The sequence below is a fragment of the Spiroplasma endosymbiont of Dactylopius coccus genome, assembly GCF_977110965.1.
Window position 1 is genome coordinate 1,852,450 of the sequence record NZ_OZ373019.1, and the last position, 17,635, is coordinate 1,870,084.

The 17,635-nt window shown below is 22.6% G+C and carries 16 protein-coding genes; 11 read left to right on the forward strand and 5 right to left on the reverse strand.

Features of this window, described 5'->3' with window-relative positions:
* Positions 1-53 precede the first annotated feature (53 nt).
* The 3 genes from ACXUB0_RS11660 to ACXUB0_RS11670 are packed head-to-tail and all read left to right on the forward strand — an operon-like array spanning position 54 to position 1,939.
* Positions 54-1,292: an IS256 family transposase gene (locus ACXUB0_RS11660; protein WP_458258738.1), complete on the forward strand. Its 1,239-nt coding sequence runs from the start codon at positions 54-56 to the stop codon at positions 1,290-1,292.
* Positions 1,293-1,340: 48 nt separating this feature from the next.
* Entirely contained in the window at positions 1,341-1,592 is a 252-nt protein-coding gene (locus ACXUB0_RS11665; protein WP_458258739.1) for a hypothetical protein, read from the forward strand.
* Positions 1,593-1,606: 14 nt separating this feature from the next.
* Positions 1,607-1,939, forward strand: coding sequence for an IS3 family transposase (locus tag ACXUB0_RS11670; protein ID WP_458258740.1), 333 nt, complete (start codon positions 1,607-1,609; stop codon positions 1,937-1,939).
* Between the two features lie 2 nt (positions 1,940-1,941).
* On the opposite strand, the gene ACXUB0_RS11675 is transcribed toward ACXUB0_RS11670, so the two are convergent.
* From ACXUB0_RS11675 to ACXUB0_RS11690, 4 genes are read right to left on the reverse strand one after another with little or no spacing between them, the layout of a single operon-like run.
* Positions 1,942-2,376, reverse strand: coding sequence for a hypothetical protein (locus ACXUB0_RS11675; protein ID WP_458258741.1), 435 nt, complete (start codon positions 2,374-2,376; stop codon positions 1,942-1,944).
* Positions 2,376-3,161, reverse strand: coding sequence for a hypothetical protein (locus ACXUB0_RS11680; protein ID WP_458258742.1), 786 nt, complete (start codon positions 3,159-3,161; stop codon positions 2,376-2,378). Before ACXUB0_RS11680 ends, ACXUB0_RS11675 begins: the two co-directional genes overlap by 1 nt.
* Positions 3,130-3,417 carry a hypothetical protein gene (locus ACXUB0_RS11685; protein WP_458257610.1) on the reverse strand — a complete coding sequence of 96 codons (288 nt, stop codon included), beginning with the start codon at positions 3,415-3,417 and terminating at the stop codon, positions 3,130-3,132. The genes ACXUB0_RS11680 and ACXUB0_RS11685 overlap by 32 nt, the downstream gene beginning before the upstream one ends.
* A gap of 2 nt (positions 3,418-3,419) precedes the next feature.
* Entirely contained in the window at positions 3,420-4,031 is a 612-nt protein-coding gene (locus tag ACXUB0_RS11690) for a hypothetical protein (protein WP_458258743.1), read from the reverse strand.
* A gap of 333 nt (positions 4,032-4,364) precedes the next feature.
* Between ACXUB0_RS11690 and ACXUB0_RS11695 the strand changes: the two genes are divergently transcribed.
* Positions 4,365-5,525, forward strand: a complete 1,161-nt coding sequence (locus tag ACXUB0_RS11695; RefSeq protein ID WP_458258744.1) for an Mbov_0401 family ICE element transposase-like protein — start codon at positions 4,365-4,367, stop codon at positions 5,523-5,525.
* A gap of 398 nt (positions 5,526-5,923) precedes the next feature.
* On the opposite strand, the gene ACXUB0_RS11700 is transcribed toward ACXUB0_RS11695, so the two are convergent.
* Positions 5,924-7,168, reverse strand: a complete 1,245-nt coding sequence (locus tag ACXUB0_RS11700; protein ID WP_458258745.1) for an ISNCY family transposase — start codon at positions 7,166-7,168, stop codon at positions 5,924-5,926.
* Positions 7,169-7,469: 301 nt separating this feature from the next.
* Here ACXUB0_RS11700 and ACXUB0_RS11705 point away from each other — a divergent pair, with 301 nt between their 5' ends.
* From ACXUB0_RS11705 to ACXUB0_RS11735, 7 genes are all read left to right on the forward strand, one after another.
* Positions 7,470-11,498, forward strand: coding sequence for a hypothetical protein (locus ACXUB0_RS11705; RefSeq protein WP_458258746.1), 4,029 nt, complete (start codon positions 7,470-7,472; stop codon positions 11,496-11,498).
* 82 nt (positions 11,499-11,580) lie between these two features.
* Entirely contained in the window at positions 11,581-12,678 is a 1,098-nt protein-coding gene (gene ychF, locus ACXUB0_RS11710; protein ID WP_252319775.1) for a redox-regulated ATPase YchF, read from the forward strand.
* 85 nt (positions 12,679-12,763) lie between these two features.
* Entirely contained in the window at positions 12,764-13,267 is a 504-nt protein-coding gene (locus ACXUB0_RS11715; RefSeq protein WP_458258747.1) for a hypothetical protein, read from the forward strand.
* A 14-nt stretch (positions 13,268-13,281) separates the two neighbouring features.
* Positions 13,282-13,941 (forward strand): hypothetical protein, encoded by a 660-nt coding sequence (locus tag ACXUB0_RS11720; protein ID WP_458258748.1) that lies wholly within the window; start codon positions 13,282-13,284, stop codon positions 13,939-13,941.
* Positions 13,942-13,957: 16 nt separating this feature from the next.
* Positions 13,958-14,761 (forward strand): hypothetical protein, encoded by an 804-nt coding sequence (locus ACXUB0_RS11725; protein ID WP_252319781.1) that lies wholly within the window; start codon positions 13,958-13,960, stop codon positions 14,759-14,761.
* A gap of 22 nt (positions 14,762-14,783) precedes the next feature.
* On the forward strand, positions 14,784-16,229 hold the full coding sequence (gene gltX / locus ACXUB0_RS11730) for a glutamate--tRNA ligase (RefSeq protein ID WP_458258749.1): 1,446 nt from the start codon (positions 14,784-14,786) through the stop codon (positions 16,227-16,229).
* 195 nt (positions 16,230-16,424) lie between these two features.
* Entirely contained in the window at positions 16,425-17,618 is a 1,194-nt protein-coding gene (locus tag ACXUB0_RS11735) for an HD domain-containing protein (RefSeq protein ID WP_458258750.1), read from the forward strand.
* Positions 17,619-17,635 lie beyond the last annotated feature (17 nt).

Here is a 17,635-nt window from a genome sequence, read left to right on the forward strand (position 1 = left end):
AAATAACTATGTTTAATTAATTCTATAATAAACCTAGAAAGAGTGAATTACAGATGGCTAAAAAGCAAAATATTAATAATAATGATCCAATATCAAAAGCAGTAGATTTATTATTAGAAAATACTGAAGATTTAACAACAGTTTTTAAAGAGGGAGGTTTGTATAAAGAATTAACAAAAAGATTAGTAGAAAAAATGTTGAATTCTGAGATGCAAAATTATTTAGGATATGATAAGAATCAACATAGTAATAGTGACAATGCTCGTAATGGTATAAGTTCAAAAAAATTAATAACTCAACAAGGTAAAATTGAGATTGATGTACCACGAGATCGCAATAGTAATTTTAATCCTGTAATAATTGCAAAAAGACAAAGAAGATTTGATGGTTTTGATCAACAAGTTCTTTCTTTATATGCAAAAGGTATGACATTATCAGATATTAGAATGCAATTACAAGAGTTATATCATGGTGCTGATATTAGTGAAAGTGTTATTAGTCAAATTACTGATGATGTTATTGATGATGTAAAAGCATGGCAAAATCGACCATTAGATAGTATTTATCCGATTGTTTATTTTGATTGCATAGTAGTTAAAATACGACAAGATAAACGCATTATTAACAAATCTGTGTATATAGCTTTAGGAGTTGATTTAGAAGGTAAAAAAGATGTTTTAGGCTTATGAATTAGTGAAAATGAAGGTTCTAAATTTTGATTAGCCAATTTCACAGAAATGAAAAATCGAGGCTTAAATGATATTCTTATTGCTTGTAGTGATAATTTAACAGGAATGTCAGAAGCAATACAATCAGTTTATCCTAAAACAGAACATCAATTATGCATCGTTCATCAAATTAGAAATAGTTTGAAATATGTCTCATATAAGCATAGAAAATCTCTAGTTGCAGATTTAAAACCAATTTATACTGCATGTAGTGAAGAACAAGCAATGCAGGCTTTAGAAACATTTGAAAATAAGTGAAATAAACAATATCCTCAAATTGCTAAATCTTGATATAAAAATTGAGAAAATTTGATAGTTTTTATTAGTTATCCAACAGAAATTAAAAGAGTAATTTATACCACAAATGCTATTGAATCTGTTAATAGTCAATTACGAAAAGTTATCAGAAATAAAAAAGTTTTTCCTAATGATATGGAAAAATTGAAAATATTTTATTTAGCAATTGAAAATATAACAAAAAAATGAACAATGCCCATTCAAAATTGAAATACAGCAATTGCTCATTTTATGATAAAATTTGAAGATAGAATTAATCTTAACTAGTACTTTGTAAAACAAAGATACACAGATTTCTAAAAAGCCTCAGAAATTATGAATAAGCATAATTTAATATCAAAATACACTAAATTATCATTCAAAAATCATCATAATAAAGTCAATAATAGTCAAATAACCAATCTTGTTAATAGAAACTTTAATAATAGGGTTAAAAATGAAGTTATTGTTAGTGATTTAACTTACGTTCAAGTTAATGGTAAATGAAACTATATTTGCCTATTAATAGACCTATTTAACCGCGAAATTATTGGACATAGTGTTGGAGTTAAAAAAATGCATTACTAGTATATCAAGCATTTATGCAATCAAATCGCTGTTTAAAAGATATCCAAATATTTCATAGTGATCGAGGTAATGAATTTAACAATAAAATTATTAATAATCTTTTATTAGCATTCAATATTACTCGATCTTTAAGCAAAAAAGGTTGTCCTTATGATAATGCTGTTGCTGAAGCAACTTTTAAAACTTTCAAAACTGAATTTATTAATGATAAAAATTTTACATCATTAATCCAATTAAAATTAGAATTATTTGATTATATCAATTGATACAACAACATAAGAATCCACAGCACTTTAAACTACTTAACTCCTATCAAATATCAAGAACAAGTGTCTACCAAAAAATAGTCCTAAAAAGTGTTGCCATTCCAAAATCTTCCTTTTTTAAATCATGAACTTGATAATACTTCTCATGCATTTTCTGGTATTTCTTCTTCATTTTCTTTAAATAAATTATTAAATTTATTTACATAATTTTTAACAGTTCTAATTTCTGTTGGTATAATAGAATTTTTAAAACTATTTATTGGATTTTTAAATTTATTAATTTCATTTTTTAATATAGATAATTCACTTGGTTTTAATATACTTGTTAATTTTTTAAGTATATTTGGATTAAAAACACTATATGGTTGATGTATTTCTTTTTCACTAATATTTTCGCTATCAAATACTGCTTTTAATGATTGATTTTTATAATAAGTTTTTAAAGCATTTATTAATGCTAATTTAATATCATTACTTGCTAATGCATAATATATTCATTCAATAATTAAAGGTAACATTATAAACTCATATGACTATAATCTCATCTTAAATTTGATTCACTAATTTCACTAATAGCACCATATTGACTTATACTATCATTAATAAGATTTGCAGTTTCATTATTAAATGGTGTTTCTTGCATTTCTTCAATATGATTTGTAGTTTCCATAGGTAATAAATTATGAATTATTTCACTTGCACCAGCAATTATAGTAGGTATTGCATAAGCATTATTAAAATCATTATTAATACCCATAGCAACACCACTTGATATTAAACAACCACCAGTAGCCATATTTGCTATTTTACGTATAGTTTCAAATCTATTAGGAATTAATTCTGTAATTCCATTAATAAGATTTGAAATACCATAAGCATTTAAACTAAAATATGTATCTCAATCCATTAAATTATTAGTATTATTTTTCATTAATAATAAATCATCTGGAAAAGGATTAATTGGTGTTGTACTTGGAAATGGATTAGGAGTTGGATTAGGATTAATATTTATATTAGTAAATTTAGCATAATTAACTAAACCAATTGTTCCTAAACCTAATAAGATTTTTTTACTACTATTAATTAATTTAGTTTTAGTATTTGGTCTTTGATTTAAATTTCAAATATCTAAACCTAATTTTTTACCAAATAATAAACTATTAATTGAACCTAATACTGGATTTGCAATTACTTGACCATAATAAGCACTTGTACCAATCATTGCTGCTAATGGACTAATTGAAGAACGAATTATCTTTAATAAAGTATAATTATTTGATTGTATAGTTTCAGAAATTGGCATTTTCATTTACTCCTTTTAATAAATTAGGTTGTTTTTCTATTTTAATAATTACTTTACCTTCACAATGAATATTATCTCCTACACATATAGCATAAGTATCATGTACATCACTTACTATAAAATAATCATTTCTTAATTTAGGATATTCATCTAATAAAATTGCTCTAATATCATTACTTGTAGTTAAATCTGCTGGCTTTGGTGAATAAATAGTAATATTTGCTTTTTCATCAAAATATTTATAAATATATTCCATAATTATTTTTTAGAAAATTTTAATTCTATTTCTTCAATATAATCTTTATCATTACCAGTCATAGTAGCACTTTTTGATGTAATATTACTAAATGTTGCTTTACCTTTTTCATAACCATTATTACCAGCATTTATTATTGCAGTTTCTAATTCATCATTAGTTGGTGTATTACCAACCATAGTTATTTTTCCTAAATTTTTAAAATAAATTAAATCATTTAAACTAATTCTAAAATCATCAAAATCAGCAATTTTAAATGTTACTGGTACTTTTTCTCTTTCTGCTTCAGTTAATTTAATTCAATTAGTCCAACAACGTTTTTGAGCTTCTTTAATTTCATCAGCTGTTGGCATTTTTTCCATAATAATAAATGATAATCAACCACGAATTGCTGTTGTTATACCATAAAGTGCTTTACCTAATGTTTTTTGATTTAATGTATTATTATCAATTAAATTTACTATTTTTTGAAAACTATTAGGTTGTGCAAATGCATTTCTATACACAAAAACTCCTAATACTTTTTTTAAATCAAATGTTTTTTCTAAATGTAAACCAGTTTTAGTATCTTTAACCATATCTTTATTTAAAAACATATGTTTATATAAAAACATACCAAATACTGATTGTTTATATAATTGACCACTTGCTACAGTATCTGCTGCAATTTGACCATAATTTAATCTTAGAACCTGTTTGGAATCTTTTAAACATAATTAAACTAAAAAAGGGAATAATTATTTCTAACCTGACAGTTAATTAACATTTTATTTTCTTTGTCATTTTTTTGTTAAAAAGATTTTATCATTTGACAACTTATCGATTAAAAATTTATTTTTCAACTATAAAATAACATTTATGATATTAATTTAATCAAAAATAAGTTAAAAAAGATCCTAAACAGGTTCTTATACTTAAAGTCATGTATTTAGAAAGGAAAAAGCATTATGATTTTACTATCTGAAAAACTTGACAACTATCAACATAAAATTAATCATGAAAAACAAATGTTATTAGATTATGATAATAAAATATTAAAATATGATAATAATTGATTTTTAAATGAATATGATAGAAATAAATATAAATTAATAAAACGTAGAAAACATTTAATAAAAAGTGAATTTGGAATATCTTATTTACCATTAAGAACATATAAAAATAAATTAACAAATGAAATTATAACTCCAACAAGAATATATATTGATATTGATAAATATAAAAATTATACAAATTGAGTTAATAAATTAATAATAATTAATGCTGATTTTAATAATATTACATATCCTATAATTAAACATAATTTAAAAATAAATATATCTTTATCAACTATTTGTAGAAGATTAAAAGAAACTATTATATTTGTTCAAGAATTACCAAAAGAAAAAAGACAAATATTACCAACTGATTATATTTATATACAATCAGATGAATCATATAATAATTTAATTGATAATAAGCAAAAAAGAAAATTTAGACACAGAACGGTAAGTATTAGTTTAGGTTTTGATTTAAATAAATCTACTGATAATAGACATGTTTTAGAAAATAAATATATTTTTGTTATTTCAACTAGAAAAGGTCAAAGAATTACTAAAAAAGAATTTGGTAAATCAATAATAACTAATTTAGATAATATTTTTATTGGTTATACTAATGAAAATTTAAAATTAACTGGTGATGGTGCAACTTATCTTAAATCTACTGCTAATTATTTAAAAATTGATTATGCTGTAGATAAATGACATCCATTACAAAAATTAAAACAAGTATTTATTGTAGGAAAAGGTAAAAGAACAAAAGAAAATAATAAAAAATTAAATTATGCTTATTATGAATTATTTTTAAATGGTTGTTATTATAAATTATTAGATTATTTAAAAGAAAATAATGCTGATGAAAAAATATATGAATATTTTAAAAATAATAAAGAAGGTATTAGAAATCAAAATGCTATTTGAAATATAGGTTGTAGTGCTGAAAGTGATGTTTATCATTTAATAAAATCTATATCTAATAATAATGCAAAAATTTATTCAAAAGAAGCATTTTTTAATTTATTAAAATTAAAACAAGCAAGGATTAATAAATTAAAAGTGTTTGTTTAAATTTATAAAATTTAATAAATCTAAACCTAAATAGTTAGGAATTTTTAAATTATATTAATAAAAATGTGACACAAAATACTTTATTTTTTTTAATTAATGTGTTGTAATTATTACAAAAATTAATAATTTATTTTATCTTTTATTTAAAGAAAATTAAATTATATCCACATTTGAAATACGTCCAATAAAATTAATAATGCAACTTTAAATAATTTATTAATAAATCCGAATAAATCAAACTTACCACAAATGTAAAAACGATAGATTGCAATTACAATTTCTTTTATATTTAAAATCAATTTTAGGTCACCAAATTTGCCCATATACAAATGATTTAAAAATTTATATGGTTTAGTATTCACAAAATGTAAATCTTATATAACTTTAATTAGGAATTATTAATATCCATATCTTCAAGGATGATTTTTATTGGGTATATAAACTTTTTTAGTTTTTATTAAATTTTCTTTGATAATTGGTTTTAAAGCTATTTCTTTTAGTTCATACATTTGATTATTGTAACTAAGATATAAGTCATTAATAAATGATTTAAGTACAATTACATCAGTTCTAGGTTGTATATATTGAACTTTGTTATTTTTATAAGGAAAATATTTTTTACTATAATATGTTATAGTTGAACCACTATCTGTTTTTCTTTTAGAAAATCTTGAAAGATAAATATTTATTTCTTCTTGTGTAGGAGCTTTAATCATAGCAGATTTATTATCATCAATAGGAAAAGCAAACTGTTTATTAAAAAAGTTTATGTACGTTTTAAGAAATTGATTAGCTTCTTCTAAAGTTTTAATTTTATTAAGTCTTAGTTCGCTAATTAATCGACTTTGAAGTGTTCCAAATAAGCGTTCAATTCGACCTTTAGCTTGTGGAATTGAAGTTCTAATTATTTCAACACCCAAATCATTACAGCATTTTTGAAATTGAGTATAAGTGTCATTTTCTGTGTTTATTTTACCCGCATCGATTTTTTTCTTATATCCAAAAACTGTTCTGTTATCAGTATAAAATGCTTTTGGTATGCCATATTTAGTTAAAATTTGATAAAAGACATTATAATAACCATCTAATGTTTCTTGATGATCAAATCATAGCCCGACAATATTGCTTGTAGCATCATCAATTGCAGCATGTAAAAACGCTTTTGGTTTATCATTACCAAATCAATGATGATTACTTGCATCCATTTGAATTAATTCACCAAAATTTGTTCTACGATTTCTTGTTGGATGTAAGTTATTTTTCTTATTTTTATGTTTTTTTGGTGAAGTGAGTTTTTCTTTAATTAATATAGTATAAAGTGTGCTATATGAAATTTTAATTTTTTCTTCATTAATTAATTTCTCATGGAAATGTTGAAAATGAAAATTATAATATTTGGTTTTATACAAGTTTATAATTTCATTTTTAATTTTAATATTTGTTGCTTTATTAGAAATTTTATTACGTGATTTATGAATAAAACCAATTTTACCTTCTCTATTAAAAATTTGAATTAATTGATTAATTCTTCTAATAGTTAAGTTAAGTTTACTTTTAGCTTGATGCTTAGATAATTTTTTAATAGTAATGTCGTTTATAATCTTATATTTATATTTTTCTTTCATAGTCATGCTTCTTTCCATATTTATCACCAAGTATATTTAACTTCACTTTTGGGAAATTTTTACTCGATAACTAATAGGAAATTATCACTAAATAATGACATGAAATAGTTTTTAATTGTATTTTTTTTAAAAATATGTATAATCCTAAATATTAAAAGTTAATTTCTTTTAATATTATTTAATTTTAAAAGGTTATAACATACCACCTTGATTTTCAGATCAAGTTGGTATTTTTTGTTTTAAATATTTGAAATAACAATAATGAAATTATTATATTAATATTAAATTTAATAAAAAACAAAAAATAGGGAGGAAAATAATGCCAAACACATTTAATTTTAACAACATAACAAAAGGTCAACAATTAATAATTTTTTTTAATAATAATAAAACATTAATTTTTAAGACAGAGAATGCTTCGCAAGGTACAAGATTTGTCGTATTTGGTGAAACATTGGAAGGAGAAAAAGTATTAATTCCTGCTTTTACTGGAGCAGAATTAGATACTAAGTATCGCAATGTTAATGATAGCAGATCACGTCTTAACAATTGTACTAAATGGATAAGTAAACGTTGATTTGGAGTAACATCTCGCTTCCTTGATGTAGAAGAAATTTATTTATTAAATTCAGAAGGTAATTTAAGAAAATATGATGGTGCTTTTGATGGTAAAGTTTGTTTTGAAAAAAGTCAATTTTATGTTTCTGAAGAAGCCACTTATAACTTTAATGATATAAAAGTATTTTTCTTAAAAGCAAGAGTTAGAAATATTTTATTAAAAAATAATAGAGGAAAATTACCAATAGATGAAAATGTTTCACTTATTCAACAAGCATTAGCAAGAATTGGAGAAGATTCACAATTAGACACCGCTAGATTATTAACAATGAAAGAAAGAGTAACTTTATTTATTGAAGCAATCAATCAAATACCTGAGGCTATAGATCTTTTTGTTTATTATCAAGAATCAGAAGATAAGAAAATTTTAGACATTAATGATGTAATTTTACAAAGTGAATTATTACATAAGTTAAATATTAAAACTGGGTTAAATTTTACTAAAGAAGAGTTAACAAAATTTAAAATTAAGTTAGAAGTTATTGAAAATAATGAAGATGAAGATGATAATATTTTGAAAGTACAATTAAATCTTGCATATAAAGTTGATAATAATACCTGAAGCGCAAACTTTTCTTCTTCTGAATTCCAAATTAAAGCTAAAAGAAAAAATAAAGTAAGTTTATTATTTAATTTACATTGTGGTAAACTTTCAATGATTTCGGTTAAATCAATGTCTATACAAGAAAAGGAAGCATCTTTTTTTTCTAAATTAGATTTTGAAATTAAAAAAATAGATAATGTAATAGAAGAATTTATTAAATTAAGTAATGAAGATAAAAGAACAGTTAATGCTTTATTACAAACACAGCAACAATGAGAAAAAAATATTGCTGATTGAAAAAATGAAAAAGAATTATCTGATACAGAACGTTTAGCAGGTATTAATAAAGATAAAAAAGAATTAGAAAATGTAACTAAAAAAATCGAAGAAATTTTAGTTAAAAATGAAGAACATAAACAAAAAACACTTAATAGTTTACTTATAGATATGAAATTAGTTAATAATTTACAAATGTTAAGTTATTTACAAAAGAGTTTATTTTTAAAAAGTAAAGAATATTTAATAGCAAGTGATGTTTTTTATCAGGTACATAATTCATTTTCACTTCTTTCAATGCAAAATATTGAGAAATATGTAAAAAGTAAAAATCCAGATAACATTTCTCCTCCTATTGGTTCAATTGCTGAAATTGATAATTTATTAAATGATAATTTTTCTGAATTTGTTGAAATATATAAGTTATTACCAATTGAATTTCAGAGTAGACCAGTCTATATTGTTTCTAAATTATTAAATCTTTTAGATAACTTTAAAAAAATAGAAATGAGTAAACTTTTAGGACAAGAAATTATTATTGATGAAGAACATATGGCAAAAGTTTATCTTTCTCTATTAAACTTTTCAGATTATGAAGGATCTTTTTCACAATTTGTATGATTAACCAATGATTTAGAAATAAAATTATCAAAGTCTGTAAAAAATAGTAAAGAATTTAAAGTATATAAACAAGAATTAGAAGACTTAAGGGTTAAATTTTGAAAATCGTATGATTTTACTACATTAATTAATGAATTAGTAAATGTTTATTTTCCTAGTGAAAAACAAGAAATTTTACCTAAATTTAGTTTAGAAGAACACTTTTTATTAGAAGAACAAATATTACAAACTAATATTCTTAAAGACAATGATAGTCATAATATAGCAAAATTAAAACTTATGAAAGCTAATAATATATTAAAAACAAATCAGAAACTATCAGAAGGTTTTCAAAAAGAATTATCTGATGCATTTCAAATTTCAGAAGAAAGAGCAAAAATAAATTTAGGTAAATGAGAAGTTAATGATATTATTGCAGTTAATAGTTTGGTTAATATTGATGGTATTAAAGAAAATGAATTAGTCTATTTTAAGGTTTTACAAAAAAATAGAGATAATTTTACTGTTATTATTCAATATTTAAACTCAAAAAAAACATGAGACTATAAAATAAGAGATATTACAATTAATAATTGTAAATCATTTAATTTTACTTTTTCTAAAGAAAATCTAAACTTCCCAAGTCAAGAAGAAATCATTGATTCACAAACATTAATAAATGATTATATAACTTGAAAAGATAAAACAATACCAGAATATGTATTATTATTACTGGAAAAACTTAAAAAAATTAATGATCCAATTTTAGGTTTTGTAAAAGTTAATAACCAAAATTCTTTTAATGATTGAGAATGAGAAATTAATTTGCAAAAAATTAAAGAAAAATTATTAGAGATTATTGATAAAGAAATAATGAATGATAAGCAGTTAATAGAAGAAGGTCAATTGACACATTTAGAACGTTTAAGAAATAATGAAGATTTAAGATATGTTATTAGTAATAATATTTTAACGTTTGATTTTACTGAAAATAGTAAAGAAAAAATTAAAAGTTTAAAAGAAAATGTAAATAAAATAAGTGTTATATTTGATATTAGTTATCATTCAAATTTTTTAGGCAATTATAAGAAACAAACATCTGCAATTAATTTTAAAATTAATAGAGATAGTTCAATTGCAAAAAAAAGATTAGCAGCCATAAAAGAAGAGGTTAGCAAGATAAGAAATTCAGTAGTAGTAGTTAATAGTAAGATCAGAACCGTAACTAATGATTTACATGACTTACACAATAGTATTCTTAATCTTTTACAAACTAAAAAACAAGAATGGGAAACATTAAGTAATCATACAAATTTAAATGTTCAATTTCAAAATCAACGAGTAATAGCAAAATTAAAATTAGATATTGAACAACTTAATGAACAATTAGTTAATATTAAAGATAAAATTTTTAAATTAAGTGCCCAAAAAGTAGAAAATTCATTGTTTTATAATGATTATATAACTTTTATTAGATATTATGATCGAGTTACCGAAGATACACCTTCAGATATGAAAAAATATTTGTATTGAGATAAAAACTATCAAATTATTAAAAATAAGTTAAAAATATATAGTGGTTATAATAATTTTGATCATTATGAAACAGTATCTTTAAATAAAATTAATAATATTAAAGATATTGACATTGAAAATTGTAAAAAATCTTTAGTAGAATTATCAAAAACAAAATTTAAAAAACTTAGTTGATGACAGAAAATAATAAATAAAATATCTTGAACATGAAAAAAAACAAAAATAGCTACTAAGACAGTTAAAGAAAATAATACAAAAAATTTTGGAACTTTAATTGCAAATTTAAATGATAATAAAACATCAATAGATGAAATAAGCGTACCTTATCAAAGACAAAGTATACCAGAACTATTACCAACATCTGAGCCTTGAGATGAATTAATAATTGAAAAAAAACCTAAATTATCACGTTCAAATAGTACTGATAGTGCGATAAGTTCACTTTCTTCTGAATTTGAAGAAAATGATTATTCTATTATTGATAACGATAAAATATTAAGAGAACTTAATAGTTATAGTTTTCCACAGTATAGTGATTTAGAAAGCAGTACTGAATCATCTCGTCAAGAATTTAATCATTGTCTTACTAGAACAGCATCTAGTGATAGTGGCATTTGTTCTGGTCAGATTACTCCTAAACCAGTTAGTACAAATCCTTTTGATGATGAAAGCGATGATGAAGAACTTGCTGGTAATACTATTAATGAATCTAATAATTTAGTAAATACTGTACCATTACCATCCAAATCAACTTCAAAATTAAATTTTTCTTAATTGATAATTAATTTTATATTTTTCTTTATAATTTATATGATACGATGTAATCATATAAGTAAAAGAAACAGGTGTATATTATATGTTAACTGCTGGTATCGTTGGTTTACCTAATGTAGGTAAATCAACATTATTTAAAGCCATTACCAATTCACAAGTATTAATTGAAAATTATCCTTTCGCTACTATAAAACCAAATATTGGTAGCGTTCCAGTCAATGATTCAAGAATTTTAAATTTAATAAAAATCTTTAATCCACAAAAAATTGTACCAACAATTTTAGAATTACATGATATTGCCGGACTTGTCAAAGGTGCTAGTAAAGGTGAAGGATTAGGTAATCAATTTCTTGCTAATATTAGAACAGTTGATGCAATATGCGAAGTTATTCGTTGTTTTGATGATATTAATGTTAGTCATGTTGAAAATAAAATTGATCCAATTAATGATTTTGAAATTATTGAATTGGAATTAATGTTAGCTGATCAAGAAGTAATAAGTAAACGAAAAGAAAAAGTTCGTAAAAAATCGCAAATAACTAGAGATAAACAAGGTATTGCTGAGGTAGCTTTATTAGAAAAAATTAATAATGAATTAAACAATGGTATTGCTATTCGTAATCAAAAGTTAAGTTCAGAAGAATTACTAATGATTAAACCTTATAATTTTTTAACTGCTAAACCAATAATTGTTATTGCTAATATTAATGAAAAAGATTTAATAACTAAAACCAATAAATATGTTGAACAATTACAACAATATATGAGCAAAAAAAATATTACTGTAATTGTTGTTTGTGCTAAGACAGAATGTGAACTTTCTGAATTAGAAGCAGAAGAAAAAAAAGAAATGTTTAAAGAGTTAAATATTTTTGAATCAGGAATTGATCAAATTGTATTAGCAACTTATAAACTATTAAATTTAGGTACTTATTTTACTGTTGGACCCAAAGAAGTTCATGCTTGAACTTTTATTAAAGGAATGAAAGCACCAGAGTGTGCTGGTATCATTCATACAGATTTCATGAAAGGTTTTATTAGACTTAAAGTTTATAATTATCAAGATATAGAATTATTGGGTAGTGAAAAAAATGTTCAGGAAAAGGGAAAAATGAGAGTTGAAGGTAAAAATTATATAGTTGAAGATGGTGATATTTGTCATTTCCTTTTTAATGTTTAGTTTTAAGATAATATTAATTATAAAAAGGTTATAGTTTTGTTATAATTAATTTGAAAATATACTAGCAAGAAAGGAAAAAATTATTATGTTAAAAAGTAATTTACAAAATCCTGATTCTGACATTCAAGAAAACAATTATGTTCCAAATAAAAAAACTAAAAAGTTTGATGTTCTTAATAAAATAAAAGTTTCAAGGGCTTTACTTTTTTGATCACCAATTGTGCAAATTATTGGTAGTATTGCTTTTTTAATACTATTAATAGTTAATGCATTTGTTGGGCAAAAAATGGGGTTTGAATTTAGTAAACTGCAATTAGCTTTATCATTATCATATGTTGGAATTGCAATTTTAGTCAGTATTATTTGTTTTATGATACCAGCAAAGAAACTTAAAGAGAAATCTTCATTTAGAATTACTGCTATTTCAACATTAATATTATCAACATTAATGTTAAGTGGTAGTCTAGTTTTTTGATCAATACCAGTATTACTATTTTTTTCATTAATATCATTAATTGTATGAATATGTGAAGTAATAGCAGCGATTATTTTAATTTTAGTAGTTGAAGAATTGCCTAATGAAAAATAAAGTAGGTGAAAATAATGAAAATTAAAGATTTAGATAACATTAAAAACAAAGAAACATATTTTATTCCATATGAACAAAAGACTAAAAATGCATATTTTGTTTATTTGGCAATATCAATAGTTCTTTTTTTATCAGTTTTTATTTTTTCTTTATTTGCTACTATTAATGTATCAAAATATAAATTATATAATGTAAAACTTACTGATTTTAATTATCCTATTTTGAATTTATTTTATGCTCCAATTGTTTGTTTAATTGCAATTACTGTAAGTATGATTTTATTAATATTTGCTCCTAGAGTAAGTATTGTCTCTTCAAAGTATAGCAGTAGAATGTTTTATACTGCTTTTTGATTATTAATTCTTAGTGTAATGTTAAGTTCAGAAGTACAATTAACTTATATTTCACAATCTGGAATATTGTATAATGAAAATTATCATTGAATTAATCCAATTATTGCAAGAATATTTATTATTTTTAGTCTTTTTTTAATTTTGATTACACAACTATTTTTTTGAATTATGCGTAGAAAGTTTACATTTATGAACTCAGATTATGAAATTTATACTACTAGAAGTATGGAAAAAAAACAAAGACGAATTAGAAAACAAGAATTAAAAAAAATTAAAAAACAAGAAAAGGAATTTAGTAAAAAAACTTTAAATATTAAATAAAAGGGGGGGCAGATTTATGAGAATTCGTAATTGGTGGTTTATTAGTTTTTATTTATTATTAAGCACATTTATTATTTATGAATTATTTTTTTTAATTGCTTTGTCAAAAAATACAGCTTTAAAAGATTTATATTATTATGGTTTTCAAATTGCAGAACCTTCACCAAGTTTTAATCCTTCAAGTTATACTGCAATTTATTATTTACCAGTAATAGGTTTAGTTGTAAGCAGTTTCGGTTTGATTAGTTGTATTTTTACGGCAAGAGTTTTTCTTGAAAAATCTCCTCGTTTTAAATTTGTATTTTTAGTTGTAAACTTTATAATTTTTGTTGTTGGATTTTTGATAAGTTTTTCTGGTCAATTGCTTTATTGTGAATGAAGTAATGATAGTGCACAAATAATACCTAATAGAGGAGGAACGATTGAAGTACCAAGCTTTTATTATAGAAATTGAGTTTCTTCAACTATTGTTTGATCAATTTTTGGTTTTTATTTTGCATTACTTGTTGCAGCAGTTATTTTATTACTTAAATTAAATTTAATTAATGTTCAAACATATCACTTTTATCGTCAACGTATTGAAGCAGCAATTGATTTTGAACCAGAATTAAAACAACCATTACCAAGTTCTAATGAATTTGATCCAAATGATACACAGACTATTACAATTTTTCTTGATGAAGAAGTAAATGAAAAATTACAATCAAAAACTAATCGTAAAAAAGCATTGAAATCCTCTAAAAATAATAAAAAAAAATTAAATTCTAAAAATAAGACTAATAAAGTAGAAAAAAAAGTTAATAAGATTAAAAAATCTTAAATTAAATAAAGATGGTGAAAATATGAAAATTCGTGTACGATATGCACCTAGTCCTACTGGGTATTTACATATTGGTGGTGCTAGAACAGCATTATTTAATTATTTATTTGCAAAAAATAACAAAGGAGATTTTATAGTCAGGATTGAAGATACTGATTTAGAACGTAATATTGAAGATGGAATTAGTTCACAATTAGATAATTTACGTTGAATGGGAATAATTCCTGATGAAACTATTGATTTACCAGGTAAATATGGTCCTTATAAACAAACTGAACGTTTAAATATATATATTCAACATGCATTAATACTAATAAAAGAAAAAAAAGCACATTATTGTTTTTGTACACCTCAATATCTAGAAGAAATGCGTAAGAAACAAGCAGATAAAAATATTTTAGCTTTCCAGTATGATGGAACATGTTCAAAATTAGAGCAGTCTGTAATTGAAGAAAATTTACAAAATAAAATTTCATATGCTATTAGAGTTAAAATCCCCATTAATAAAAGTTATAAAATTAAAGATTTAGTTCGTGGTAATGTTGAATTTAATTCAGTAGACTTAGGAGATTATATTATTATTAAATCAAATGGAGTGGCTACTTATAATTTTGCTGTTGCTATTGATGATCATTTAATGGAAATAAGTCATGTTTTTCGTGGTGAAGAACATTTGTCAAATACACCAAAACAATTAGTTATTTATGAATATTTTAATTGGAAAATTCCAATTTTTGCCCACTTAACATTAATTGTTAATAATAAACGTAAAAAATTATCAAAACGTGATGGTAGCATTATCCAATTTATTCATCAATATCGTAAAGAAGGATATTTGCCAGAAGCAATTTTTAATTTTATTGCTTTATTAGGATGAAGTTCGCATGAAGAAAAAGAAATTTACACTAAAGAACAATTAATTAAATTATTTACCCCAAAATATTTAAGTAAAGCACCAAGTATGTTTGATCCAGAAAAATTAGTGTGAATGAATAATTATTATATTAAAAGATTAAATGTTGAACAATACTTAGATTTAGTTACACCTTTTATTAAAGAAAAATATAATTGAAATAGCAAAACTATTGAATGATGAAAAGAAGTATTATTAATTTATCAATCACAGTTAGAATATGGTAGTCAAATTAATGAATTGGTAAGTTTATTTTTTAAAAATAATTTTAAGGTAGATATAGAAGCAAAGACTTTTTTGAATGATAATGAATGTAACTTAGTTTGTACAGCATTTATTAAAAAGATTATTGATTGTAAAAATTGAACTAGTGATAATATTAAAAACATTATTAATGAAGTTAAAAAAGAAACTAATGTTAACGGTAAATTATTATTTATGCCAATTAGAATTATTACAACAGGACAAATGCATGGACCTGATTTAGTTAGCACCATTAAACTATTAGGTTATGATACCATTATTAATAATGTGAAATTAAATTTTAAATATTAAAGAAAAATAAATATTATTACTTACTTATACTAGAAAATATAATATTTGCTTTTGTTATAAATAAAAATTATAAAATTGTTCTTTTTACTCAAAATAATTACTAAAATAGAAGAAAAATTTTATATTATGTTACTATTAAAATAAAAAATTAATAATACCTAAAATTTATAAGATATTAATGAGAGGTTAAAATTTATGTCAAGCAATAATTATAAAGTAACTTTTATTCGTGACGCTGTACACAAAAATATTAATATCAGCGAACCCGTTATTCAGGCATTAATATCTTGTAAAGAATTTCAAAGATTAAGATGAATTAATCAACTTGGTGGTGTGCAAATTGCTTTTCCTAATGCAACTCATACTAGATATGTTCATAGTATCGGTGTTTACCATATATTAAATCGTGTTCTTAGTGAAGTTGAAGGCTCTTCTTTATTAACTAAAGAGGAAAAAACAAACATTAAAATTGCTGGTTTATTACATGATTTAGGACATGGTCCTTTTTCACACACTTTTGAAAAAATCATAAACCTTAATGTTAATAAAAAAGAAAATTTTACTCATGAAGATTATACTTGTGCTATTATTAATGATAATAGTACTGAAATTAACATGATTTTAAAACAATTTAATATTAATATTAATGCTATTATTGGTATCCTTAAGAAGGATTATAAAAATTATCCTAAATATCAAATTCAATTGGTATCATCGCAATTAGATTGTGATCGTATTGATTATTTAATGCGTGATGGATATTTTACAGGAGTTGGTTATGGAAGTATTGATATTGATTGAATTATTACGAATATGATAATTGATATTAAAGAGGGTTTAGTTTTTTTATACAAGGCAATTTCTGCTATTGAAAATTATTTAATCACAAGGTTCCATATGTATTCTCAAGTTTATTATCATAAAAGTGGAATTCTTTTTGATCTTAATTTACAAAAATTATTTTCAAGAATAACTGAATTATATTTTGATAAAACTTATTCATTTAAAGTCAATATTCATGATTTTATTGCTATTTTTGAGGGAAAAAGCGTTGAAATACAAACATATTTAAATTGAACAGATGCTACTTTAATTAAGTTAATGCAAGATATTATTAATTTTGAAAAAGATAATGAGTTAGTAAAAATATCAAAAGTAATTTTATTTTGTTTTAACTGAGAAAATGAATTGTTGTTATTAACAAGTAAAAATAACACTAATGTTATTGGCGTTAAACAAGATTTAAAAAATGTACTTTATTATTTTAAAAAAGATCCAATTATTATTAAAACAAAAAACGAAGAATATATTACTTTAGAAAAAATCTCACAAATTTTGCAAGATCCAATTAAAGCACCAAATACAATTTATTTTTTAAAAAAGAAATAGAAATTTAAAAGTATTAT